This is a genomic window from Anaeromicropila herbilytica, from assembly GCF_016591975.1.
Classification (GTDB): domain Bacteria; phylum Bacillota; class Clostridia; order Lachnospirales; family Lachnospiraceae; genus Anaeromicropila; species Anaeromicropila herbilytica.
Genome location: NZ_AP024169.1, coordinates 2,464,455 through 2,488,933 on the forward strand (window position 1 = coordinate 2,464,455; position 24,479 = coordinate 2,488,933).

Sequence of the window (24,479 nt, forward strand, 5' to 3'; positions counted from 1 at the left end):
TTATATTTTTTAAGATATTGCTCTATCTGTTCTTTATCTTAATGCCACCATAACTCGTCTTCTTCATAGGTCTTTTCAAATCCACACTTATTCGCTAAATGTAGATATTGGATATAAGGATTATGATAAGATAGTTGTTACTATATCACTCCAAATTATACCTTATATTACCAATATAGTAAATGCAATAATGTAACATATGAAAAATCCCTTTAAACACAGTGGTTAAAGAGATTTTAATGATTTTAAAGTTTTATGGTTTATATTATTCATTTATTATTTAATTTGTCTTGATTTTTATTATTACTCTAATATAAAAATAGAGACTGTAATATTAATCTTATTATTGCGTCTTAATATATTTTAAAGTCTCTCTTCCATCCTTTAATAATTTACACATATTATAATTATGGGAACGGCAAATTCTTTTTAATCCAAACAGTCTATCAGGATCCCTTTTAATAAGATTAACACCATATCCGCAGGATAAAGTTGCCTTATATCCTAATTTTTTTAGGATTGCATCAGTATTGTCATTGTATTTTCCATATGGATATGTAAATGTATTTGGAGATGTTTCTATCATCGCTTCCATGTGATTATGAAAAGTAATGACATCATCAGTTAAGACTTTTTCATAGTCTGATAGAGATTCGTTTGGTTTCTGACCGCATCCATATCTTATGTTACTGATCTTATGCATATTATAAGAATGATTTTGAATTTCAGCCAGTCCGGACAGCTGCATTTCCTTAATTTCATCCCATGTTATATGAGAATAATTAATGTTTTCTTCTTTCACTTTTGAGAAATCATCTACACTTTTACCAATGATAGATAGTACAATTTTCATATTATACTTCTTTAACAAAGGAAATACATTTTTATATGTATTCCAATATCCATCATCAAAGGACAGGATAATCGGATTTTCTGGCAGTGGATCCCCATTATATACATAATTAATCAAGTCCGTCATTGTTATTGTATGATAGTTATTTTGGGATAGATATTTTAAATCACTTTCAAACTCATAAGGGCTTATGACATCTTTACCAAGTCCGTGATTCTTGACATGATGATACATAACGATAGGTACACAGATGGTATCTTGTTCCATTGAAGTCACTGCATAAATTCCATTTAAATCTTTTATAATACTGAAAGATAATAAGCTAAAGATAATAAGGATAAAGATATATTTTATGCAGGTTTTAGATTCTGGGAGGGTAAACAATAAAATCACCTTTAATAATTAATATAATATAAGTGTATGTAATAAAAAGATATTCATGATATTAATAAGAATATTCATAAGATATTAATTCATGAATGAGCATAGATAGACGCTGTAATCACACTCTCACTATTTATCATATCGATAACATGATTTATTTTTCTCTTATATGCTCCAGTCCCATTTCTACAATCTCTCTTACGTGATTATCTGTTAAGGAGTAGAATACAACTTTTCCTTCTTTTCTATTTTTAACTAAATTTGCTGATCTCAATGATTTCAGTTGATGTGATACAGCTGATTTAGTCATATTTAATAATACTGCGATATCACATACGCACATTTCGCTTTCATCTAATGCCCACAAGATCTTTACTCTCGTGCTATCACCTAATACTTTAAAAAAGTCTGATAAATCATACAGCTCACTTTCTTCAGGCATAACCACTTTGACCTTTTCAACTATATCAGGATGAATAACGTCACAATCATAGTTAATATCCGTATCTTTCATTTATTTTTACCTTCTCTCTATAAATTGAATAACTATTTATCTTAATTCATAAAAGTATTTCCACCAAAGTCGCTATTGATTGTATAGAATTCTATAAGTTCCAAACTATAATTCTATAGCTTTTTTAAACACAGAACTTTGGTATAATCAGCATGATTCATTCTGGATATTTTAAACCCAAATCTTTCAAAATAACTTTTCATATCAAGCTTTAAAAATTGTTCAAACCCTTTTGGTTCTAATTTTCTTATAGGGAAAAACAGTGTTTTGTTTAACAAACTTTGTGGTTCCTCCCATTCTATGATCAATAACTTGCCATCTGGCTTTAGAATACGTTTTGCTTCTAATAATATTTTTTCAGCAAGTTCCTCTGATATTTCATGCAATACCAAAGATATTAGGATTACGTCAAATGTATTATCTTTGAATTTGGTTTCTGTAGCGTCCATATTATATAATTTAATATTATTTAGGCCTTGTATCTTAATTTTTTTATCTGCAATCTGTAACATTTCTTTGGATATATCAATTCCTATAATTCTTGCATCGCTATTTTTACTTGCTACGGCGATTGCATTAGATGCTGTACCTGTGCATATATCCAGTATCTTAGCATTTGGCTGATTGATATAACTATTTACTAAAGTTCGTGGACTACGATTTTTATTCCTAAAGTATATTACATCAAGTAAATCATATATATTCGACATTCCCTTATACAATACGTAATTATTCATAAAACTTTCCTCCTTAAAAAAATAAAAAATATCTACTCACTTTGTTCTTATAAATAAGATACTCATTTGTGAAAGTAGTCTCTAAAAATTTCTCTTCTTCTAGTATCTGTAAATGCATCATTATTAGTGTGAATATCGCAAATATGATTAGTACGATATTACCAAATGCTAAACAGGCGCCTATGTAAGTCAAGTCGAAACCTAAAAAGGCGGGGTTCCTTGATATTCTATAGATTCCAGATGTAACCATCAATGTATTATCATTCTCAGGGATACCTGCTCTCCAACTATCTCTCATAGTAACCATGGCTATGATGAAAATGAAAGTTCCTATACCAAATACTACTAATCCTAACGCTCGAAGTATCTGATTAGAGAAAAACGAAGTGTTAAGTAGTGTACTAGCTAATATAACTACTACAATAAAAGCACTTGAATATTTCAAAATGCTTTCAACTATCACAGTTTTTGCCTCTTTCTTACCTTTACCTAATTGATTTGTTTTAATGCCTCTCATCTTTTGATTAATGAGTTTGAAAAAATATGCTAGATAAAATAGGAATACTTCTAGAAGTCCAATGCTTTGGATCATATTATCCCTCCTTTTAATAGTTGAATAGTTGTTTAACTATTTTTATATTGTGTGTCCAGCGAAGCTGGACCACACTAGCCGGTGTAAGTCCGGTCACGGTAATCGCCAGTGAGCCGTGTAGCCAAACTCGGTGCGTTGCAGTAATGCAGGGTGCTAAGCGAGTGGGTAAAGTAACTTCGTAAGAAGTGCGAGCAATCATGCAGACCGCAACATTAAGTGAATTCTGCCGTATCGTTAAAAAAGGTCTCTGAAAAGAGAACAAAGGGAAGTCGAGCCTCGGGTATATGGGCGAAGACCATGGAAAGTGGGAAGATACTGGGATGCACCACTGAGGAATCCCTCGGTATAGAGGAAACGGTATGTATGAAAAGTGTGGTTCGGAACTGGAGAGACCCTACCTGTCACCAAAAGGTAAAAAAATGATGCGTATAAGCGAAAGTGAAATCGTAATCATGGCAGGAGGGAGTCGGAGGGGTTTATAGTACCGAAAATGATAATGAAACAAAACATTATTTAGGAAAGGAACCCTACTTCATTCAAGTTTGCAGAGAGGGTAAGTGTGAGGGAATGTCATGACGACTAACAACTCCAAAGAAAAAGTACGACAACTTCAAAACAAACTATATCTAACAGCCAAGAAATGCAGTAGCAGAAGATTTCATGCACTTTATGACAAAGTATATCGAGAAGATGTATTATTGGAAGCATGGAAAAGAGTAAAAGCAAACCAAGGTTCTAGTGGAATTGATGGTATCAGTATAGAGGATATAGGAAATATAGGGGTAGAAAAATATCTGAATGAGATTCAGATAGAACTGATACAAGGAATCTATCATCCAAGCCCAGTTAAAATGGTTATGATACCAAAAGCAGATGGAAGCCAACGACCACTTGGAATACCAACAATCAAAGATAGAATTGTACAGATGGCTACGAAAATAGCAATAGAGCCCGTATTCGAAGCGGACTTTCAGGACTGTTCCTACGGATTCAGACCGAAACGTAGTGCAAAGCAGGCGCTTGAAGTAGTAAGAAAGGCATGTAATAACAAAGGTTATTATGTTGTGGATGCCGATATTGAAAAGTTCTTTGATAATGTCAATCAAGATAAATTGATGAAACTGGTGGAACAGAGAATATCAGACAGACGAATACTAAAGCTGATTAAACAATGGTTGAAAGCGGGAGTGTTGTATGGAAACATACTGGAAATCAGCGAACTCGGCACAAGTCAAGGCTCGGTCATTTCACCGCTTTTAGCAAACATCTATCTAAATACACTAGACCGCTTATGGGAAAAGTATGGACTTACCCATGGGAAACTCGTAAGATACGCAGACGACACAGTAATCATCTGTAAAAACAAGAAAAGTGCAAACCATGCGCTAACACTGTTACAGTATATCATGGGAAAATTGGATTTAAAGTTACACCCAATAAAAACGAAAGTTGTTTGTATGTGGGATGGTAAAGAGGGATTTGATTTCCTTGGACTACACCATAGAAGAATGATATCGGAAACAAGAAGTGGTGGAACATTTAATGAAACATTCCAGTACCCAAGTAGGAAAGCCATGAAAAAGATGAAATCAGTCATAAAGTCAAATATTAATAGCAGAAGTCTACTGGTAGTAAACGAGGAAGATTTGATAAAAGCAATGAATCTTAAAATCATTGGATGGAGGAACTACTATCAGACTAAAACAGATGGCAAGTGGATGCAGGCACTGGACTGGTACATCATTTGTACTTTTACAAGATGGTACAACAAGAAACATCAGAAACGGAGTTATTTGTCACAGGTGGGAAAAGTCAGAACTATCATATACGATAAAGGGTTGCGAAAAATGTCTGTATGACGTAATGCTGTAGAAAGAAGAATGTCGGAAAGCCGTATGAAGGAGAACTTCACGTACGGTTTGATAAGGGGCGGGTGAAAATTCACCCGCCTACTTTACCAAAGTGACTTAATATTGTCAAGAAGAATATTCCAATATCAGTTATTGCTTTTAATTTATAGGAACTTCAAGCAATTTTTATAAATTAAAGGTTCTATAATAAATGTTGGGGTGTGTTAAAAACACTTCCAACATTTTTGTTTTTATATTAAAATACATCTATATAAAGCCTCTTAACATGCAAACCGACCAAAGTAAACATTTTAAAGGAGGTATTTTATATAGATGCAATCTAATTGTAACAAAAATCTTTTAAATTTAGAAGGTGTAAAATTAAAAAGTGTGCAACACACACTAGAGGGGATTATTATCAAGATTGAAACCAATCCCAAACCTCAAAATTGCCCTTGTTGTGGAGCTGAAACTTCTAAAATACACGATTATCGTTGGCAGAAAATTAAAGACTTACCTTTTCAGTTATCAAATGCTTATTTAATGTTGAGGAAACGAAGATATGTGTGTTCCTGTGGCAAACGTTTTTATGAGAAATATAGCTTTATCGCTAAATATCAGCAACGTACAACACGACTATCCTATAAGATTGTTGAATTGCTTCGTTCAACCAACAGTATTAAATATGTTGCTTCACAAACTAATGTCTCTACGAATACTGTAACACGTATTCTTGACACACTCTCGTATGATAAACCACCTATTCCTCAATGTATTTCAATTGATGAATTTAAAGGGAATGCTGGTAATTCCAAATATCAATGTATTCTGGTAGATGCAAAGAAAAAATGTATTCTTGATGTTTTACCGGATCGTACTCAGTCTCATCTTATTGATTATTTTAAATCTTGCAGTCGGGACGAAAGGTATCGTGTTAAATTTTTTATTTCTGATATGTGGCAACCTTATATTGATCTTGCCAAAACATTCTTTCCTAATGCTACAATCATCGTAGATAAATATCATTACATCCGTCAGGTTTCTTGGGCAATTGAAAGTGTTCGTAAACGTTTACAAGCATCCATGACACCAACTCTTAGAAAGTACTATAAACGAAGTAGAAAACTTATACTGACTCGATATTCTAAATTAAAAGACGAAAACAAAAAAGCCTGTGATTTAATGCTACTATACAGTGATGATTTACGACTAGCTCACAAGTTAAAAGAATGGTTCTATGAAATATGTCAGAGTAACAGCTATACATATCAAAGAACTGAATTTTGGGAATGGGTAAAGAATGCTGAAAGTTCTGGATTACACGAATTTGAAGCTTGTGCAAAAACATATAGACGTTGGTCTGAGTATATACTTAATGCTTTTAAGTATGGATATACAAATGGGCCTACGGAAGGATTTAATAATAAAATCAAAGTACTAAAAAGAAGTTCTTATGGTGTACGTAATTTTGAAAGATTTCGTACACGTATCATTCACAGTTCTATGTAAAAAAATGGTCGGTTTTCAAGAGGCTTATTTGTCATGCAAAAAAACATCTATTATAGAACCTAGTCATAAAAATAGCTCTATTGTCAATGTTAGTGCGGGTGCAATGCACCTCGCACCCCAACACTTGACAAAGAGCCAAATTAAAAAGGCTAGGAACTATTATTCCCAACCTTTTATCATATTTTATCGTATATTAATATAGTTTATTTCGTTCCAAATGATATAAACATTGGTGGTAAAGTAAGCGCCATTAAATTATCTCCCACTGCTCTCACATAATCAAAATTAATTATTAGATCTCCTACTTTAACTTATAGATCTCAAACTTTCTCTTACCAATCGATTGTTTTTCTAGTCTTTGATAGATGTCGGTGTCGGTTTGTATCTTTTGCTTTTTATCCATACAAACACAAATAATTGTTTCTGGACTGCATACTTTAGATATGGCATCCATCATTTGATTAATATCACTATTGCCGTCACCCCATTCTACTAGATTTCCATAAGGTACATCAGTGATTATTATATCAGGAATGAAGGGAAGGTCAGAAAGCTCAAGTATATTCTGATGGAATATACTTGTATTTATCTCTTTAGATAATAGTTTCTCTATCCTGTCAATGCTTTGTAATGCTTGACTGTGAGAATCTTTCTTGTATGTATCATAAAGTGTAGTTAATTCATCTCTTCGTTTTTGGATACCAGTCGTTGTTAAAAGGCTTAGATTATCTTTCGCCAATTTAATACTACCTGAATCGATATCGCTTCCATATAGTCTTGATATGGTATTACCTTTTAATAATCCTAATATTGTTAACATATAGGCTCCGCCACAACAACAATCGTAAAGTGATATATCTGTTTTCTTATTGGAATATTGTAGACATCGTTCATATATTTCTAAGGTTAGTCTTACAGGAAAAGTAGGTGCTCCACCTACATGATATAGGACTCTTCCACTTGCAAAATCTTCATAATTATCGTTTGGTGTAAACTTATATTCCATGTTTTATCTCCTAAATAATGATATCTTTGATTTATTAAAGTATAGTTTGATGCATTACGATTGTATCATAAACTTATAGTTGTTTCTATGGGGTGATACATAAATATTCAAAAGTGAAACATCCAGTCAAGATAAAAAGAGGCATTGCTTTATAGCTCCATTGATGTCCACATTGTTGACATTGGATATATTTCTTATCCTCTGATACTTCCTTATTCCATTCATAATTACCACAATTCGGGCATATTCCAATCATGAGAGTTTCTCCATTTCATCATATTTTTATAAAAAGGGTTGGTAATCTTTCTATGTATTTTATATAATCTTTGCATGGATATTTCTATACTTCTAAATATTGATATCTTTGTTTCATTGCCTCATAAAACATTACGGTTGCTGCACATCCTACGTTAAACGATGACGCATAGGAGGTTTCAACCATCGGAATGGTTGTTAAAATGTCACAAGAATCTTTAAATGTATTACATAAACCATCTGTTTCATTACCAATCATGAATAAGATTGGTAATGAAACAGATCTAGATTAAAGATAGGATGCTCTTTATGTGCGGTAGTTCCAATAGTTTGAAATGTTGGATAGCGCTTTTTCATATCCGCAATAAAATCTAATATTTTCCCATTTTCAGGAACTCTAACAACTTGCATATTGAAGAATGAGCCCATAGATGAAACTACCACATCAGGATCATATAAATCTACTGCATGTCCTGTTATAATAAGACACTCCACTCCAAGCGCATCGCAAGAACGGATGATTGTTCCTAGATTTCCTTTATTGGAAGCTCTATCAAATAATGCTATTATAGGATTTTTTGAAAAGGTTAAAGCGTTTAAGTCATCATCTCGCATTCGGATAATTGCCATTATTTCTGAGGTATCTTCTTTACCACTAAGTTCTTTCATTAGATCTTCATCTAGTTCATAGTTAAGTTCGGTTGGGGTATTACTAATAATTCCTTTCGCCCAGTCAGATAGATTTTTCTTATTAGTGTAAAGAAAAGAACTAATCTTCCAACCATTTTTGATTGCCTCATTGATATTACGAACTCCTTCAACAAGAAATTCTTGATATTTATAACGTTTATTTCTATTGGTTTTTAACACTTCAAATTTCTGATATGTAGCATTTCTAGTCAATACTTTCTCTGTTCTCATAATGTTTACCTTTCGTTAGTGCCTTTTTTGTGTAGTTATGATGTTATTGCTTTCTAGCTAAATATAGAACAATTGTATCATTGAGGGTAATTTTATTACCAAAGCTTAATATAGTGTCTCTAATTCCATTATAAAATAATGATTTATAAGGTTCTTCTAACGTGATATGAGTGCAATGTGTTCCAATGTAGGAAACATACTCATCTGCAGTAAATTCTCTTATTTGGTGATATTCTCTACATTCGAAGTCAATAAATCCATAATTTACAACGTTACTGTAGTTCAACTTGCATGAGTATTTGTTTTCTGTAATAAAGTATTTATCATACACCTCTTGCAGCTTCGAATACAAAGCTTCGTTTGAGCTTCTTTCATCAGTATGAGTCATCATCATTGCAAATGTTCCACCTTCTTTTAAGAGCTCATATACTTTTGGGAAGCCTATTTCCTCCGGTATCCACTGAATGGTCGCTGCTGAGTATACCAAATCAAATCTATTTTGTGCAAAGTCATAGGTTTCAAAGTCTGCATTTACTAAATGAAAATTGTCATATGTACAAAATTTATTCTTAGTATACGAAGCAAGATGTTCACCCAGTTCAATTGCTAAGTATGAACAGCCTGTTTTTAAAACTGGTTCGGTGGCTTGGCCTGTTCCAGGGCCAATTTCAAGTGCTGTACTGTCTGATGTAAGCTTTGAGTATTCTATTACATCAGCAAAAAGCTCATCACAATAGTGAGGTCTCCATTTATCAAATTCTTCTGGTATTCTATCAAAAACCATTCTCAAATCCATAATTAGCTCTCCTTAATAATGTTGAAATGTTTATTTAGATATCCACTTTAATTAATTGTAATCATTTGGCATAAGCCTATAAAGATTATACCCTCATATTTACAGATATTCAAATGTTATTCTATTATTTACCATCAATATATTTTGTATTTTTCAAATCAATTATTATTGACCTCAATGTTATTAACATCAAAAGAAGGAGATGCCGCGGGAAAAGGGCATCTCCTTCTTTATATATAATTAAGTTTTCATTTAATTGAATTTCTATCATCGAATCACGATCTCTTTATTTGTTAATCGCTTATATGTAGGTGCTATTCGCATATCATTCTCAAAATTCATCCTCATATGATTTAAAAAAATCATAGTAAGTACGTACATTTTCCAACTCTGTCCATCTCTTCAAATCAACAGGATCTTCATCAAGATCATATATTTTTGCACCTTGCATGGCTAGCAGAAATGGAGAATGTGTTGATATAATAAATTGACATCCAAAATACCTGACTGACTCGTCAATAAAATGCTTCAATTCAATCTGGCGTTTTGGAGATAAACTATTCTCTGGCTCATCTAGTATATATAGGCCATCTTCCTCCATTTTTTCAGTGAAATATTTGAATGCGCTCTCACCATTTGAATATTCCCTTACGTTGTCTATCAGCTCATTTCGCACAAATCGTGATTGTGTCATACTTCTTGATCTATTTACTTTCTTTAATTGGTCGTAATCGGATACCGATTTTAACTGAAAATGTGAATACTTAGCATCCAAATATTCTTTAAATATATCTTCTCTTTTTTCGTCAATTCCTTCATTCAGGTTTCGTATATTTAACATATAGTCAAATACATCATCACTAGTAATAATTCTGCTATTGCCAGGAATATTGTTTTCAAGTTCTAACTTACACATATCTACATAGTCAGGGTAGAAATTTGACTTATTAAATATAGAATCTCGTTTAAGTTCTAACTTTTCCGCAATGATATTTAAAGCTGTTGATTTCCCTGAACCATTCCCTCCATACAGGATAGTAATTGGCTCAAAGTCAATTCTTTCAAGACCATGTTTGGATATTACTTTAAAAGGATAAAATGAATCATAACATGTTCTTTGTACTTTTAGTAAATAGTCAAATTCCATATCAGCAGTAGGAAATTTGAAATAATTTAGATAAATCATTTGTTCTCAGATGATATTTGTTAAAGATAAATATCATACTCTCCTCTCTATATTCTAGACAATATTATCTATTTTCCATATATCTCAATACTATCGTTATGTATCATAAAACTGGTATATCAATTTTTAACTATTTTCTTAAAATTTATTTGTCGCTTATTTTCTATGTAACCACAGTGTCGATAAAATTCATGAGCACCGCTTCTTTCTTCTCCAGAAACTAAACGAATACCATAAGCGCCCGTTTCTTTTGCCCAATTTTCAACTTCTGTTAGCAATGCTTTCCCTATACCATTTCCCTTATACTTACTAGAGACTGCAATCCCCATAATATTTTTCATATGTGGTGTATAGATAACATCGTAATCATTAGCATGTACATATCCAACTACGATATCTTGAATAATTGCAACAAAGACTTTATCGTTCTTACTGCTTAATATGCGTTCTAACTTGTCTATTGTCTGTTCGAAAGGATAATCATATTCCATCTCATCTCGATTTAATTCATAAATATAACGAGCATCCTCTATATTACATTCTCTAATTTCAATATTCATGCTATTTCTCATAGATACTCCTCCTCACAAATATATTTAGAACTTTCTCAACTGATCCGTTCCATCATCCTCTAATTTTTCAATCTTTCGAATAATTACATCATAAGAATAAGTATCATTGATCTGAACACTAATCTTATCATCTACCTTATGATGTAATAAAGCCTTTCCTAGAGGGGAATCAATACTAATCATAGATTTTAGAGTGTTAGCTCGAACGGTAGTTACTATCTTATAAGTCTCTTCTTCGTCCTCCTCAGGTAGGTAGACGGTCACTACATTATTTAATCCAACTTCGTCAATGTTAGAATCTTCGGATATAATCTTTGCTGTTTTTATCATTCTCTCTAAGTACCTAATTCTACTATCATTCTGATTCTTGAATTGTTTCGCTGCTTTATATTCAAAATTCTCACTTAGGTCTCCATGAGCTCTCGCTTCTTGAACATCTTCAATCGCTTTTTTACGAACTACAAGTTTACGATATTCGATTTCTTCTTCCATTCTCTTGATATCTTTTTCTGTTACTTTATCATACATGTAATTTACCTCACATTTTCATTCTACTATTTCCTTCTGATAAATTATTACAATATCTGATAGATCACAAATGAATATATTAGCTTATAAATATATTCATCATGGACAAATCAGTCAAATATTTTTAAATGGTACGCACTTTAAATTCCTTCTATTTTCAATAGTTCATCAAATTGTCTAATATAATAATCACTTTCCTCTAACAACCTTGCTCTCTTCTTACCTTCTTTTATATCAAGATACTCCGTAAATACAGCTTTCATACCAACTCTTTTTGCGCCAGCTAATTCATCAAAACCTCCATCTCCTACAAATAGGCTCTCATCTGCTGCTACATTAACTTTTCGAATCGCATATTCGTAGATACTTGCATCTGGCTTCATCATACCAACATCACAGGAAAAGATTACTTCATCAAAATAATCAGCGAGTGGTGATTCACTCCAATACTTACTGTCAATAACGTCTGCATTACTAATAAGGCATATTTTAATGCCCTTATCATGAATTTCTTTGAGTGTATGTAATATTGTTTCATCGACTTTACATAAGGCATTTTTCATTCTATTTTGCCTTAAGGTAAGTATTTCTAACACTTGTTGTTCACTAACTTTGTAGGGCATGGAATCAATGATTTTAACTATTATTTGTTTTTCGTCTTTTATCTTACCTAATGCTCGTTCCATATACAATTCATCTTTTTCTGCATAATGTTCCCATTCTTCTGCAGTTATCTTAAGTATATCATTTTCATTTGCTTCTTCATTATATTGTGGGCAAATTAATGTGAAAAATAGATCAAAAAAAATAGCTTTTATCATTTTATATTTCTCCATTCATCATAATTTATTGTAGTGATTTCACTTGCTTGCAAGGGTGAAATCACAAATGTTGAGAGTGAAAGCATTTTTCTTTCACTCTTATTTTCTTAAATCTTTATACCTCTCAATTAGTTCTGCAAATTTATCTGGATCTCCTCCATTATCAGGATGATATATTTTCACAAGTTCTTTAAATTGCCTCTTTATTTCTGAACTATCCGCGTTAATGGTGAGTCCTAATTGACTTAGAATTGCTTCATCAATGAATGAATGATCTGTTATCCCACCCTTGTAGCAACAATAGTATACATGATAGAAATATTCATTAATTACATTTTTAAATTCATCCTTATTCATTGATGATAATTGGTTGATGGAATATTTTACATTTTTTGTGCCTATATCTTTTAAAGAAAAAAATTTATCCCATACAAGCTCAATATTTTTATAATCATTGGCTTTTTTCTTGTTATTCTTTTGTATATCATAATTAGGAAAGCGCACTTTTATCTCAAGTTTCTTTAGTTCTCTTAACTTTCTTTTAATGTCATTCATTTTTTCATAAGATTGAGACACTTAATCACCACCTGATATAATAAAATCAAATAACTTCACTGATTCTTCCACCACTCATTTAATTCATATATTGGTAAGTAGCTATATTATAATTGTCTGTTAATTCACATTACTGATATCCATATTATACCTCACATTTCCATAAATTAATATCTTTAATCATTATAAGGTGTTTGTATTTCTCTGAATAATTCACTCAATCAATCTTGCCTAATTTACTCATTCGCTTTTTAAAAAGGTACTATACAATAAACTCATAAATGAAAAAGGAGTGAAACACATGAAAACAGTATTAGATGTAAAAGAAGTAACGAAAACATATCCAAAAGCAGAAAGTCCAAGTTTAAATAAGGTTTCTTTTTGTATGAGTGCGGGAGAATTTATTGGCATAATGGGAGCATCAGGATCTGGTAAAACAACACTACTTAATGTATTATCAACGATTGATACTCCAACTAGTGGAGATATTCTGATTAACGGTATACATTTAAAAGATCTTAATGATTCTAAAGCTGCAGATTTTCGCAGAGATAATCTTGGATTTATTTTTCAGGAGTATTTTTTATTAGATAGCCTTACGATTCTGGAGAATATATCTGTTCCTCTTACAATTATGAAATATTCACCGCAAAGGATTGAAAGTATGGTAAGAAGTTTAGCGGAACGATTTGGTATTGCAACTCAGTTGGATAAATATCCAACTGAGTTGTCTGGTGGCCAACGTCAAAGAGCATCAGCTGCTAGAGCTATTGTAAAACAGCCTAGCATTTTATTCGCAGATGAACCAACGGGTGCACTAGATTCCAATTCAGCTACGGAATTACTGAAAACATTGAAAGAAGTAAATGAGGACCTCCATACTACGATCCTAATGGTAACACACGACGCTTATGCTGCTAGTTTTGCTAATCGTATTTTGATATTTAAGGATGGTTGTATCCTTAAGGAATTAATCAAAAGTGATAGCAGGCATAATTTTTATGAGTCTATTGTTGAGGAAATCTCAAAACTGGATACACAAAGGAGGCAACAGAATGAACACTAGTAGGATTGCATTTAACAATCTTAAGAAAAACTTTTCTTTTTATACTCTTTATTTATGTTCTGTTTCCTTTGTTATTACTATATTTTTTACGTTTACATCATTTTCAATGAATGAAATTATACTGCAAAAAATATCCACGGACGGGCGAGTTGAATTGATGTGCCACTCTATTTCTATTTTTTTAATGGTGTTTGTCATTTTTTATATGTTTTATTCCAATCGTTTCTTTTTAAGACGTCGCACAAAAGAACTTGGTATATATACATTATTGGGATATCGAAAATTCACGGTATTATTTCTATTAACTATCGAAAATATAATAATATGTGGAGGAGCATTTGTAATAGGTCTAATCTTTGGGGCGGTTCTACATAAGGGTATTATCTATGGAATTATTGATCTCTTAAAACTGTCAATCGATGGATCTAGTATTCCTCTCTTCAATGTAAATGCAATTACTAAGACCGCAGTGTTTATCCTATTTGTTGTTCTAGTTTTGACAATATCCAATGGTAAGTTTCTTATTCAGACATCACTTATGGATATGGTACGCTTTGATAAAAGTGCAGAAAAGAAGATGAATTTTAGAAAGTTCCCAGCATTCATGGGTCTCTTTATGATAGCTTTAGGATACGTTATCGCTATAGATATACTACGGGGACCGAAATCGCTATGGATTAAAGTGGGCTTTTCTCCTATCGGAATGTTAACAATGATACTTGTTGTACTTGGAACATTTCTCTTCATAACTTCTTTTCTTCCATATGTGATGCAGATAAGTAAGAAGAACAAGAAGGCTTTCTATACAGAAGATAAAATCATAACTACACCTAATTTTATATACCGAATTCGCTCTAATTCTAGAACTTTGATTATGCTTACCTTATTATCCGCTGCAACTTTAACTATATCAAATGTAATGTCCTTGACATTATACTATCCGATTGCAGCAGTTTCTAGAATCGCTCCTTCTGAACTTGAATTCAGAATTGAAGATGCAAGTCAAGTAGACAAGGTTAAAAAGCTAATTCAACAATATACTTCTAAAGAAGATAACGTATCGTATATTCAGACGGATCTATATAAGGTGACTTCCAAAGGTAAGCAACTTCCTATAGAATATGGTATAGGAACAGCCAAAGGCGACGCTGATAACGAAAAGCTTTTAAGGAAAAAAGGATTTGAGTGTATGTCCTTCAACAACTATAAGGCTCTTTTACAAGCTCAAGGTAGAGAGGGTGCAATAAAACAGTTATCTAGATTAAGGGATAACGAAGCTATCTTAGTGAAATATCAGCCAAATAGTGATGCGACAAATGAAGTAGGAAAAGTATATCCCTTAATCGTCCATAATAACACCATATCTCTTACGGTTAAGAATACGACGCTTAATAATCCAATATCCTTTGCAAATAGCGTAGGAACACTTATTGTAAAGGATGATGTATATGATGTGATTAAATCCTCTAATTTGCCTAAAACCAGCATTTTAAGCATTAATGGAACAGGAATCAAGAATAATGAAGATTTGTATCACAAGATTGACAAACTGTTAAAAGGTAGCCCCTATTTACAAGGGCATTCACATAGAATAAATGATCTATTTTGGACAAATAGTTCCACTTTCTTGTTGATCGGTTTTCTTGTGGTATTATTTTTTATCGCTACTGGGAGCATTCTATATTTTAATAATGTTTCAGCTATTTCAGACTCCAAGGAAGATTACGAAATACTTAGAAAAATGGGCTATACAGACAACATAATTCGAAAGATTATTCGAAAGCAAGTCGCAACATTTTTTTGCGTTCCGTTTCTACTTGGACTGCTAGATAGCCTTTTTGCTACATTAGTATATAAGGTAGGGTTAATGCAGAATCTACTTGGAAATTCGTTTGCACAGTATGTACCTGTTGTTATCTCGTTATCTATAACTGCAGGGATATACTTACTATACTATTTTCTTACCATTCATACTTGCAGTAAAAATGTTCTAGGTAAATAAATAACCGAATCAGACTTATTACTGCACAAATTTCTGAGTTCATAAATAAGTACTATCCTTTATTTATGAACTTATGGATGTTATAATAAGGGAAAATCTTAAGGAGTTTGACGAATGAAGCATATGGCTATAAAACTGATGTTTTTGATTAATTACATTATCATTGTCCTTCATATGAGTTGGTTTATTCATGTTGGTACAGAGCTTAATATACATAGTATCATTCCATTTATCCTATTATCGCTTATGCTTATAGATATAACATATATAAGTTCTTGTAATATTAGGGAAAACAAGGTGATTTCTCTATTCTGCGGGCTGTTGGCTCTAGACAGTTGGTATATCCTACTAACACTTGAATCCACACCATCTGCTACAGTAATATTTCGTCTACTCAGTCCGATTATAGGCTATGTTTCTATAAAGTTTGTATTTCTGTTTCTATTTCAAGGTAGTGGGTATAAGTTTCGAAAGACCACGGATATCTTATTAACTATGACTTGTATTGGTTCGTTGATTGGCTTTGTTATTTCAAGTACAGCTTTTGCTTGCTTGTATGGAATACAATTCGTAATAAATATACTTTGCTTTCTATTTATAGTCATTTATCATCATAAAAGAGTTAATTTTGTATTAATCAGTGAAAAGAAAAGCTTATTATTTTCCATAGCTGTAACCGTGTCAATTTTTCTCATCTATTACTATGCTACTGAAAATATATCGAATCATCTTGAAAACTTTGGAATCTATTTACCTCTACTAATCTTCTTTATTAGTGTTCATAGTATATCAAGAAGAGAGCATAATAGTTTACCTCTATCTACTATTTTAAATAGAAAGCATATGATACTTATTCTTACTTCTATCCTTACAGTTCTTAGTCTAGAGGTATTATGTTTCGGTGGTGGCTACTTAGAGTTAGTTATATCCGTAAATACTTTATTTATCCTAATATTCCTCTGCAATATAGTCCTTGCGCAGAGTTTTAAGCAAGGGATAAATCCTATGATTAAAGATAATAACTTTACTGCTGCATTAATACAGTTACAACAAGAAGAAAAACTAAAGAATGAATTCGCTAACTTCCTACACGATGATGTATTACAAGATTTGCTCTCGGTAAAAAATATGATGGGGAAAGCTCACCGTCCTGAGGTTCAAGATCTTATTGTTGAAACACTTGAAAGCTTAAACACTCATATTAGGCAACAAATGCAGGACTACCACCCTATTCTTTTGAAAAATCTAACTATAAAAGATAATTATCTTAATTTGATTGAAGCAATTTCGTTATCATTTCCAGAACGTGATATATACGTAAACTTTGAATGTTCCGATACCTTATTTCTCGTCGAGCCATACAATGTATTAGTATATCGATTGCTGAAAGAACTCCTAACCAATGTATATAAACACTCAAACGGAAATCATGCATGGATAATGCTATCTCAAGAAAAAGGAAAGATTGAACTAACGATTAGTGATAACGGTACAGCTGATGCGACTTGCGTAATCACAGCGGATACAGTAACACATAAAGGTATCGCTTCTATCAAAGAGCAGGTATATCGTATGGAGGGCAGCGTATCGATCTCGAATAATATACCATGTGGAATATGTATTCAGACTAGAATCTTAATGAAAGGAGATGATTCCTATCAACATTTTGTTAGTTGATGACCATATGTTATTCGCAAAAAGCTTATCAATTGCATTAGATGAATATCCTGAGATTCAAAATTTCTATTCAACTCAGGACATTCAACACTTAGACCATATCATTAATGAAAGAAACATAGATATTGTCTTAATGGATATTAATCTTGGGAAACTAAGTAATTCAGATGGTTTAGATGTTGCCTCTAGTTTACTAAGAACCAATACTAATGTGAAAATAATAGTACTTACTGGATATGATCTCCCTGTTTATAGACACGAAGCTAGAAAAAAAGGAATTCATGGATTTCTCAATAAGAACATCAATCCAGATGAGTTAATCTCTTCATTAATCCGTGTATATAATGGAAATACTTGTTTTCCTAATGAAATCAATGAATTAATCATTGAGGATCTAACTAGTATGGAAAAAAAGATATTAGAGCTTGTATGCAGTGGTGCAAAGCGAAAAAATATTGCAGAGGAATTATATATTAGTGAAAGAACTTTAACTAATCACTTACAACATATCTTTGATAAGTTAGATGTTTCATCTTCTGTCGAAGCTGTTACGAAAGCAATCAAGCTCGGATATATCTCACCCTTGTGTTAAATTTACTATTATAAAAAAGAATAAAGGATAGATTAGGGTGTCAAAAGTCATTTATTATTTACTGAGTGAATATTGAGAATGCTTTTGACACCTTAACCAAGATTATAAGTAAAATCATCCTAAGTATTCTTATCGGATTTCATACAGCGAAATAAAATATAGCCAAATATCGCTGATACTAAAGACGCAACTATGATACTGATCTTGGCTGTCGATAATATTGCTTCCTCTGTGAACGTTAATGAAGATATAAATATCGACATTGTAAAACCAATACCTCCTAGTACACTGGCTGCATATAAGTGTTTTTTGTTAACTCCAGAAGGTAACTTAGCAATCTTTAACTTGATCAATAAGATTGAAACCGAATAGATTCCTACTTGTTTACCTAGAATAAGTCCTAATATAATTCCTAGACTAACTGGTGTTGACATAATAGATGAAAAACTGCTTTTATTTAGAATTACTCCTGCATTTGATAAAGCAAAGATTGGCATGATTACATAGGAAGACCAAGGAGATATGGTATGCTCTAGTTTATAAAGCATAGTCTTACTATAGTTTTTACTATCTTTTGATCCTGGTATAATAAGACCTAATAAAACACCGGCAAATGTTGCATGGATACCAGTTTTTAATACGGTAAACCACAACATTATTCCTAAAAGTATAAAAACGGTCTGTGATTGCACATTACAACGATTAGCTAGAATAAGAACAAGCAGAATTATCACACTTAATACTAGGTAGAACCATGATATTTGATTCGTATAAAATACTGCTATAACGATGATTGCTCCTAGATCATCTACAACAGCTAATGCTGTTAAAAATATTACAATTCCCTTTGGAGCTTTTTGACCTACTAATGATAGTACTCCTAAGGCAAATGCAATATCAGTTGCCATCGGAATACCAAAGCCATGGATTGATCCTTGATTATAGTTAAATGCAAGATACACGATAGCAGGCACAATCATTCCACCCAATGCTGCAGCGATTGGTAGAATGGTTGTTTTCAAAGATCTAAGTTCTCCAATTAGCACTTCCTTCTTAATCTCCATTCCAACTACAAAGAAAAATATAGCCATTAATCCGTCGTTAATCCAATGTGCTAGCGACATTGATATATAATACTCTTTATAACCAATAGATATGTTAGTATGTAGCACTTCACTATATACCGTTGAATAAGAAGAATTCGCTATAATAATAGCAATTACTGCACATATAAATAATAAAATACCACTTGCAGGCTCGCATTTGAATAGTTCTGATACATGTTGAATATATATTTTTATTCTTTTTTTCATTTTAGCTCCTTTTGTTTAAACAAAATATAACATCTAATCATTTGTCATGTCTATTTTTTGAAATTAGAAATATTTTCATTCATGTATATAATAAATGAATTGTTAAAATTAAATAAAAACACGACAAAAAGGGTGGAATACTCTAAAAGAGCTTCCCACCCCAGAAACTAATTGCTTGAAAGTAAATAGAAATCATTTACCCAACCGAACTATGTTATATTATATTTGTTTTTCTATATTCTATAAAATAAACGTTAATTCGTCAAGCCTGTTTTTATTTATTTGATATTCTGGTGTTACAATTCACCCACAAGAATGGACTGTAACATTCTTGGTTTTTATTCCTCATTTACTCTATTTATTCTTTAGATACTCCTTCGCTTTCGCGTCACATTCTGCTTGAAGTTTTTTAATAAATCTCTGCGTATCAATTGCACCCTCTTCAATATCATCAGGGAATTTTTTGCGTATTGAAGATGCATAATATGAACCATCCTCTGGAATCCAATATTCTTTCAAAATATATTCACCAGAATCGTTTTTTGTGAAAGTGATTTGCAACTGGCATACTACAACCTGAGACATCTTTGAACTCACCATCTTCATAACCATATTCTTGATATAGAATCATTGTATAAGCAGTAACTGTGTTTTCATTCTTTTCTACACTCATTAGGTAATGGGCTTCTGTACAGAATTCACCAGGTTTATAGGAATCTTTATTAAATTCTAAAATTGCTTTTGATATACTATCATCTAGTTTGAGATATTGGACGTAATCTGTAATAATGTCCTTTAATGCATACATGTCATTCATATGTGCTGTTCTAGGATACAATTTGCCAAGCGCATTCTCTACATCTGTTCTGTCATATACCAAATTATAATTTTCTTCTGTTGTAGTAATATGAAAACGGCAGACATCCATATTTTCAACTGTTGAAAATAGTAAAATAGCATTCAACACTAACGTATCCTTAGCCTTCGCAGTTAAGGTAACTCCTTTATTTAATTGATAATAGACCGTTAGTTCATAGGGTTCTTTCTTGGTCTGTAATTCCATATGATCGTATTCTAGATTCTCAGGAACTTCAAGTGCATTCAAGAGAGCTGATATTTTGCTGTTATCTCCAATGTAGGGAGTACGGTAATTTACTAATTCCTGTAGCATATTAGTCACTTCTGCTGTATTAACCTTTTCATAATGCTTTAACTGCTTAGTGGAGCTATCGTTAGTCTCTTTATATTTTTCTGTCGTAAGAAGTGTAACTGATGCAACAATTAGAATGATGCATCCCGCGATACTAATATACATTTTTGGTTTTCTAAAATTCAAAATATTTTTAATCCTTGTCTTCGTATTACTATCTCCAAATGCTATCGGTAACAACAAGCCACTCTGCTGCATGGATACATTAAGAAGTGTCCTAGAATACTCCGTTCTAATATCTTCCTTGGCTTCGCGAATAACCGACTCATCGCAAGAAAGCTCCATATCTTTGACCATTAGATAAAAACTAATCCATACTAAGGGATTAAACCAATGTATTATGACCGCAAACCTTTCATGTCAATAGTGTAATTAATTTTTTATCCTATATGCTATTTAATCTTCCTATCCTTACTGAACAAGTCTTCCGTTATAATATACTTTTAGCACTGGATTAGAAATATCTCCATATTTTGACCAATCTTTATTGGCAAAGCGTATGTTAATTGTAGCATATCCAGTTTTCTCTGGGCAGATGGCACTCTTTTCAATCTGAATAGTTAACTTTCCATCAGCAATTGTACCTGTTACAGATTTCGTAAATTCAGTAAACCATGGTTCCTTATCTGGTAACAATCCTGCGTAATCGCAGTATACATTTTGTGTTTCACTACTCATACCTGTAGCTGAATATTCAATCTTTACTTTGGATAAATCAATATCCCCTTGTTCGGATGTAATTCGATATGATTGATCAATGAAGGAATCTTTATATGTTGTCTTAGCAGTTACGGATGGTAACTTCATTCCATCGGTATCTGTCTTATATACCTTAGTTACTGTCAAGCTATTACCTGTATCTCCGATATAAATCGTATTAAGTGATGGGAATATAGTACCATAACTATCATAGTCTGATAGAGCGTTTTTATATGCATTTACCATATCAGTTAAGGTAAAATAAGCTACTTTAGAATCAACCTTTTCGTAGACTTTAGTAGGATTCACCTTCACCCAATTTACGCCAGATGCACTGCCAGAAAGAATTAATTCAGGAGCTTTTTCACTTTGATAATCTACAGCTATTACTGAGCCATCTTTGAAATCATCATATACAAAATCTAATCCTAGGGATAAGTTAACCGCCTGTCCCCAGTTCGAGGAGGTACCTGTTCCGTTAAACATTACATTTGGATCTGTTTCAGGAATAACCTTTTCGGTGCTCCAACCAGTTAATAGCGCTTGAACAATCTCAGGAAATTCAAACGTTAGAGTACGTCTATTCAATAATCCCATAGACTCTCCTGTTGTAAAAGTTCCATTATCCCACCAGAAGCAAGGCATTCCATAATGACCTGCATTCTGAGCATAATAATAAGCATATTCGATTCGATCTTTTAGATTATCTTTATTGTTAGCTGCAAATTCTCCAATAACAACAGGAACACCTTTTTCAACAAAGGTTTTATTTAATAACTTGAATAGCTTATCTAGATAAGCCTTATCATTGTCTCCAAAGGTAGATTGAGATCCAGGGGCAGTATTAAGAGCAAAATTATATGGTGAATATGCATGGATAGACACTGCTACATGTTTATCATTTGGAACTACCATAGACATTATTTTGTTATACTCAGCACCTGCAGTATAAGTTGGAAGTAGAACTAAACGATTGGTATTATTAGCACCAGTAGAACGAATGGCTTCTAGAGCTTTTGCGTTATATTCATTCACGATCTGATACGAAGCTTGATTTCCATTCCAATCCTCACCATTTCTTGGTTCATTAATTGTTTCAAATACTAATTTATCGCCGTAATCCTTAAAATGGTTAGCAATCTGTGACCATACCACTTCTAATTCATCCAATACTTTAGCCTTATTCTCTGCATTTGCTTGAGATTGTAATGCATTATGATGGATATTAATAATTGCATACATATCATTTGCAAGAGCATAATTGGCTACGGTTTCTATTCGTTTCATATACGTTGGATCGATAGTATAATGATCGTCGATATAATGTTCATCCCAACGAACTGGTATACGAACGGTATTAAATCCAGCAGACTTTAACATATCTATCATTTTTTTCGAAGTCTTTGGATTACCCCATCCAGTTTCTCCACCAGTAGATTCTAACGTATTACCTAGATTCCAGCCAACCTTCATATCTTTTACCAGATCCATTGAAGAGATATCACGCATAGAGGTTGGATAAGTGTAATCAGCTGGAAATTCAGGTTCTTCAGCTGGTGCTTTCACAAACTCATAATCTGTTAATGTAATATCTGCTATCACATCAGTTACCTTTTTAAGATATTCTGTCTTCCCACTTTCATCGGATGGTAGATAACTATTTAATGTTATCATGGTACTATTTCCATTTAATCCCCAAGATACACTCTCTGCTAGATAAGACTCGTTATAATCCTTATTTAGATTAATCACTAAGTCATCATAACCCTCAGCCTTAACAGTTATAGTACCTATATGGAACTTTAACCTACTTCCATCACCTACAGCTAATTTTTCATCGGATATCTGTATTCCAAAGTTAGCTGAACTATTAACATTAGCAAAAATATTGCTGGTATTCTTTGCACCAAGTGAAGTATTCGTCTTATATAATAGATTTACTACATTGTCCATTCCCATCCAAGTCCAATCATTGGTCGTATTCTGAGCATATGCTTTAGCAGTTACTTTCGTTACTTCTCCTACTTGTGTATAACAATTATTATTGATTCCTTTACTGGTAATCGTTACTTTGGTTACTGTTAAGTCAACACCTGCGTCCGAGATATTGATTGCATCCAGGTCTTGAAATGGTGTAAGATAACCAGTTCCATATGCACTTGCGTATGCATCCATTAAATCCGATACGCTAAAATACGCTACACCGCCTTTCGTATACTTTGCAGGTACATTCTGCCAGATATTATTATGTGTCCAGCTTTGTAGAGATATGATTGGCTCTTTGTCACTCTGATAAGTTACCGCTATCTCTGCATCTGATGTCAGATTACTCTTTGAAAATCCCTTTCCTGCATACAACGTGACTGCTTGTCCCCAATTCGTCGAGGTATTAGACCCTTCAAATAATACCACTTCTTCTGCCACCCCATCTTGTACTGTGTTCTCATCTGCAGCATATGCTGTGAAGGAATTAGGCCCCACAACATAGGTGCACATCATTACTAGAATTAATAGTAATGACATCATTCGTCTTTTCTTTGTTTTCATTACATACCCTCCATACATTTATTTAATCTATATTGCCTACTCCTTGATTATAGAAAATAACACTATATTTAAGAAAATAGCAACACTGATTAGTTAAAATAACAAAAACATAACCCCATTTTACATTTTTGAATTAGTCACATTGCTGTATAAAGTAGCATTCGGTATCTCTATTATAACATATATACCATATATTTACATTCTGGATTAGTAAGATATTATTCTACATAATTCGGTAATTAATAATGTAATAAATGATAAATTCATTCTTTGTTCGTTAATATCTGACTGGCA

General features: G+C 32.6%; 25 protein-coding genes and 1 other annotated feature. Of the genes, 6 read left to right on the top strand and 19 right to left on the bottom strand.

Translation table 11 applies throughout. The features are described from left to right. Positions 1-343 precede the first annotated feature (343 nt). From bsdtb5_RS10365 to bsdtb5_RS10380, 4 genes are all read right to left on the bottom strand, one after another. Entirely contained in the window at positions 344-1,120 is a 777-nt protein-coding gene (locus tag bsdtb5_RS10365) for a polysaccharide deacetylase family protein (protein WP_271715942.1), read from the bottom strand. A 271-nt stretch (positions 1,121-1,391) separates the two neighbouring features. Then, complete coding sequence (locus bsdtb5_RS10370) at positions 1,392-1,751, bottom strand: ArsR/SmtB family transcription factor (RefSeq protein WP_271715943.1); 360 nt, start codon at positions 1,749-1,751, stop codon at positions 1,392-1,394. 113 nt (positions 1,752-1,864) lie between these two features. After that, the gene (locus tag bsdtb5_RS10375; protein ID WP_271715944.1) at positions 1,865-2,488 is read right to left on the bottom strand and encodes a class I SAM-dependent methyltransferase; all 624 of its coding nucleotides are present in this window, start codon (positions 2,486-2,488) and stop codon (positions 1,865-1,867) included. Between the two features lie 13 nt (positions 2,489-2,501). Continuing rightward, positions 2,502-3,080 carry a methyltransferase family protein gene (locus bsdtb5_RS10380; RefSeq protein WP_271715945.1) on the bottom strand — a complete coding sequence of 193 codons (579 nt, stop codon included), beginning with the start codon at positions 3,078-3,080 and terminating at the stop codon, positions 2,502-2,504. Positions 3,081-3,652: 572 nt separating this feature from the next. Between bsdtb5_RS10380 and ltrA the strand changes: the two genes are divergently transcribed. Together ltrA and bsdtb5_RS10390 are read left to right on the top strand one after the other, a co-directional pair. Next, a complete protein-coding gene (ltrA, locus tag bsdtb5_RS10385; protein ID WP_271715946.1) occupies positions 3,653-4,939 on the top strand; it encodes a group II intron reverse transcriptase/maturase in 1,287 nt (428 codons plus the stop codon). Positions 4,940-5,263: 324 nt separating this feature from the next. Continuing rightward, positions 5,264-6,439: an ISL3 family transposase gene (locus bsdtb5_RS10390; RefSeq protein ID WP_271713201.1), complete on the top strand. Its 1,176-nt coding sequence runs from the start codon at positions 5,264-5,266 to the stop codon at positions 6,437-6,439. A gap of 301 nt (positions 6,440-6,740) precedes the next feature. Here the strand turns inward: bsdtb5_RS10390 and bsdtb5_RS10395 are convergent, their stop codons facing one another. The 11 genes from bsdtb5_RS10395 to bsdtb5_RS10445 all read right to left on the bottom strand — a co-directional run bounded on the left by bsdtb5_RS10395 (position 6,741) and on the right by bsdtb5_RS10445 (position 13,100). Then, complete coding sequence (locus tag bsdtb5_RS10395; protein ID WP_271715947.1) at positions 6,741-7,445, bottom strand: hypothetical protein; 705 nt, start codon at positions 7,443-7,445, stop codon at positions 6,741-6,743. A gap of 85 nt (positions 7,446-7,530) precedes the next feature. After that, entirely contained in the window at positions 7,531-7,701 is a 171-nt protein-coding gene (locus bsdtb5_RS10400) for a hypothetical protein (RefSeq protein ID WP_271715948.1), read from the bottom strand. A gap of 84 nt (positions 7,702-7,785) precedes the next feature. Next, a complete protein-coding gene (locus bsdtb5_RS10405) occupies positions 7,786-7,959 on the bottom strand; it encodes a TrmH family RNA methyltransferase (protein WP_271715949.1) in 174 nt (57 codons plus the stop codon). Further along, positions 7,956-8,621, bottom strand: coding sequence for a TrmH family RNA methyltransferase (locus tag bsdtb5_RS10410; protein WP_271715950.1), 666 nt, complete (start codon positions 8,619-8,621; stop codon positions 7,956-7,958). The genes bsdtb5_RS10405 and bsdtb5_RS10410 overlap by 4 nt, the downstream gene beginning before the upstream one ends. 43 nt (positions 8,622-8,664) lie before the next feature. Next, positions 8,665-9,417, bottom strand: coding sequence for a class I SAM-dependent methyltransferase (locus bsdtb5_RS10415; protein WP_271715951.1), 753 nt, complete (start codon positions 9,415-9,417; stop codon positions 8,665-8,667). A 124-nt stretch (positions 9,418-9,541) separates the two neighbouring features. After that, positions 9,542-9,688, bottom strand: coding sequence for a hypothetical protein (locus tag bsdtb5_RS10420; RefSeq protein WP_271715952.1), 147 nt, complete (start codon positions 9,686-9,688; stop codon positions 9,542-9,544). A gap of 60 nt (positions 9,689-9,748) precedes the next feature. Continuing rightward, positions 9,749-10,603 (bottom strand): AAA family ATPase, encoded by an 855-nt coding sequence (locus bsdtb5_RS10425; RefSeq protein WP_271715953.1) that lies wholly within the window; start codon positions 10,601-10,603, stop codon positions 9,749-9,751. Between the two features lie 119 nt (positions 10,604-10,722). Continuing rightward, complete coding sequence (locus bsdtb5_RS10430) at positions 10,723-11,175, bottom strand: GNAT family N-acetyltransferase (protein WP_271715954.1); 453 nt, start codon at positions 11,173-11,175, stop codon at positions 10,723-10,725. Positions 11,176-11,199: 24 nt separating this feature from the next. Beyond that, positions 11,200-11,703 (bottom strand): GreA/GreB family elongation factor, encoded by a 504-nt coding sequence (locus bsdtb5_RS10435; protein ID WP_271715955.1) that lies wholly within the window; start codon positions 11,701-11,703, stop codon positions 11,200-11,202. 140 nt (positions 11,704-11,843) lie between these two features. After that, positions 11,844-12,524 (bottom strand): HAD family hydrolase, encoded by a 681-nt coding sequence (locus bsdtb5_RS10440; protein ID WP_271715956.1) that lies wholly within the window; start codon positions 12,522-12,524, stop codon positions 11,844-11,846. 99 nt (positions 12,525-12,623) lie between these two features. Next, positions 12,624-13,100, bottom strand: coding sequence for a J domain-containing protein (locus bsdtb5_RS10445; protein WP_271715957.1), 477 nt, complete (start codon positions 13,098-13,100; stop codon positions 12,624-12,626). 280 nt (positions 13,101-13,380) lie between these two features. Here bsdtb5_RS10445 and bsdtb5_RS10450 point away from each other — a divergent pair, with 280 nt between their 5' ends. The 4 genes from bsdtb5_RS10450 (at position 13,381) to bsdtb5_RS10465 (ending at position 18,416) form a co-directional block, all read left to right on the top strand. After that, positions 13,381-14,145 carry an ABC transporter ATP-binding protein gene (locus bsdtb5_RS10450; RefSeq protein ID WP_271715958.1) on the top strand — a complete coding sequence of 255 codons (765 nt, stop codon included), beginning with the start codon at positions 13,381-13,383 and terminating at the stop codon, positions 14,143-14,145. Continuing rightward, positions 14,135-16,147, top strand: a complete 2,013-nt coding sequence (locus bsdtb5_RS10455) for an FtsX-like permease family protein (RefSeq protein WP_271715959.1) — start codon at positions 14,135-14,137, stop codon at positions 16,145-16,147. Before bsdtb5_RS10450 ends, bsdtb5_RS10455 begins: the two co-directional genes overlap by 11 nt. 114 nt (positions 16,148-16,261) lie before the next feature. Continuing rightward, positions 16,262-17,824 (top strand): sensor histidine kinase, encoded by a 1,563-nt coding sequence (locus bsdtb5_RS10460; RefSeq protein ID WP_271715960.1) that lies wholly within the window; start codon positions 16,262-16,264, stop codon positions 17,822-17,824. Positions 17,825-17,831: 7 nt separating this feature from the next. Continuing rightward, positions 17,832-18,416: a response regulator transcription factor gene (locus tag bsdtb5_RS10465; RefSeq protein ID WP_330611997.1), complete on the top strand. Its 585-nt coding sequence runs from the start codon at positions 17,832-17,834 to the stop codon at positions 18,414-18,416. Between the two features lie 119 nt (positions 18,417-18,535). Here bsdtb5_RS10465 and nhaA read toward each other — a convergent pair whose 3' ends face one another. The 4 genes from nhaA to bsdtb5_RS10485 all read right to left on the bottom strand — a co-directional run bounded on the left by nhaA (position 18,536) and on the right by bsdtb5_RS10485 (position 24,185). Then, positions 18,536-19,729, bottom strand: coding sequence for a Na+/H+ antiporter NhaA (gene nhaA, locus bsdtb5_RS10470; protein ID WP_271715962.1), 1,194 nt, complete (start codon positions 19,727-19,729; stop codon positions 18,536-18,538). A gap of 149 nt (positions 19,730-19,878) precedes the next feature. After that, positions 19,879-19,935 (bottom strand) — a sequence feature (sodium ion sensor (DUF1646 type); this cis-regulatory element may regulate processes involved in with the transportation of sodium ions). Between the two features lie 148 nt (positions 19,936-20,083). Then, positions 20,084-20,248 carry a hypothetical protein gene (locus bsdtb5_RS10475; protein ID WP_271715963.1) on the bottom strand — a complete coding sequence of 55 codons (165 nt, stop codon included), beginning with the start codon at positions 20,246-20,248 and terminating at the stop codon, positions 20,084-20,086. A gap of 7 nt (positions 20,249-20,255) precedes the next feature. Next, positions 20,256-21,236: a DUF4825 domain-containing protein gene (locus bsdtb5_RS10480; RefSeq protein ID WP_271715964.1), complete on the bottom strand. Its 981-nt coding sequence runs from the start codon at positions 21,234-21,236 to the stop codon at positions 20,256-20,258. Positions 21,237-21,350: 114 nt separating this feature from the next. Next, positions 21,351-24,185: a cellulase family glycosylhydrolase gene (locus bsdtb5_RS10485; RefSeq protein WP_271715965.1), complete on the bottom strand. Its 2,835-nt coding sequence runs from the start codon at positions 24,183-24,185 to the stop codon at positions 21,351-21,353. Positions 24,186-24,479: the final 294 nt, after the last annotated feature.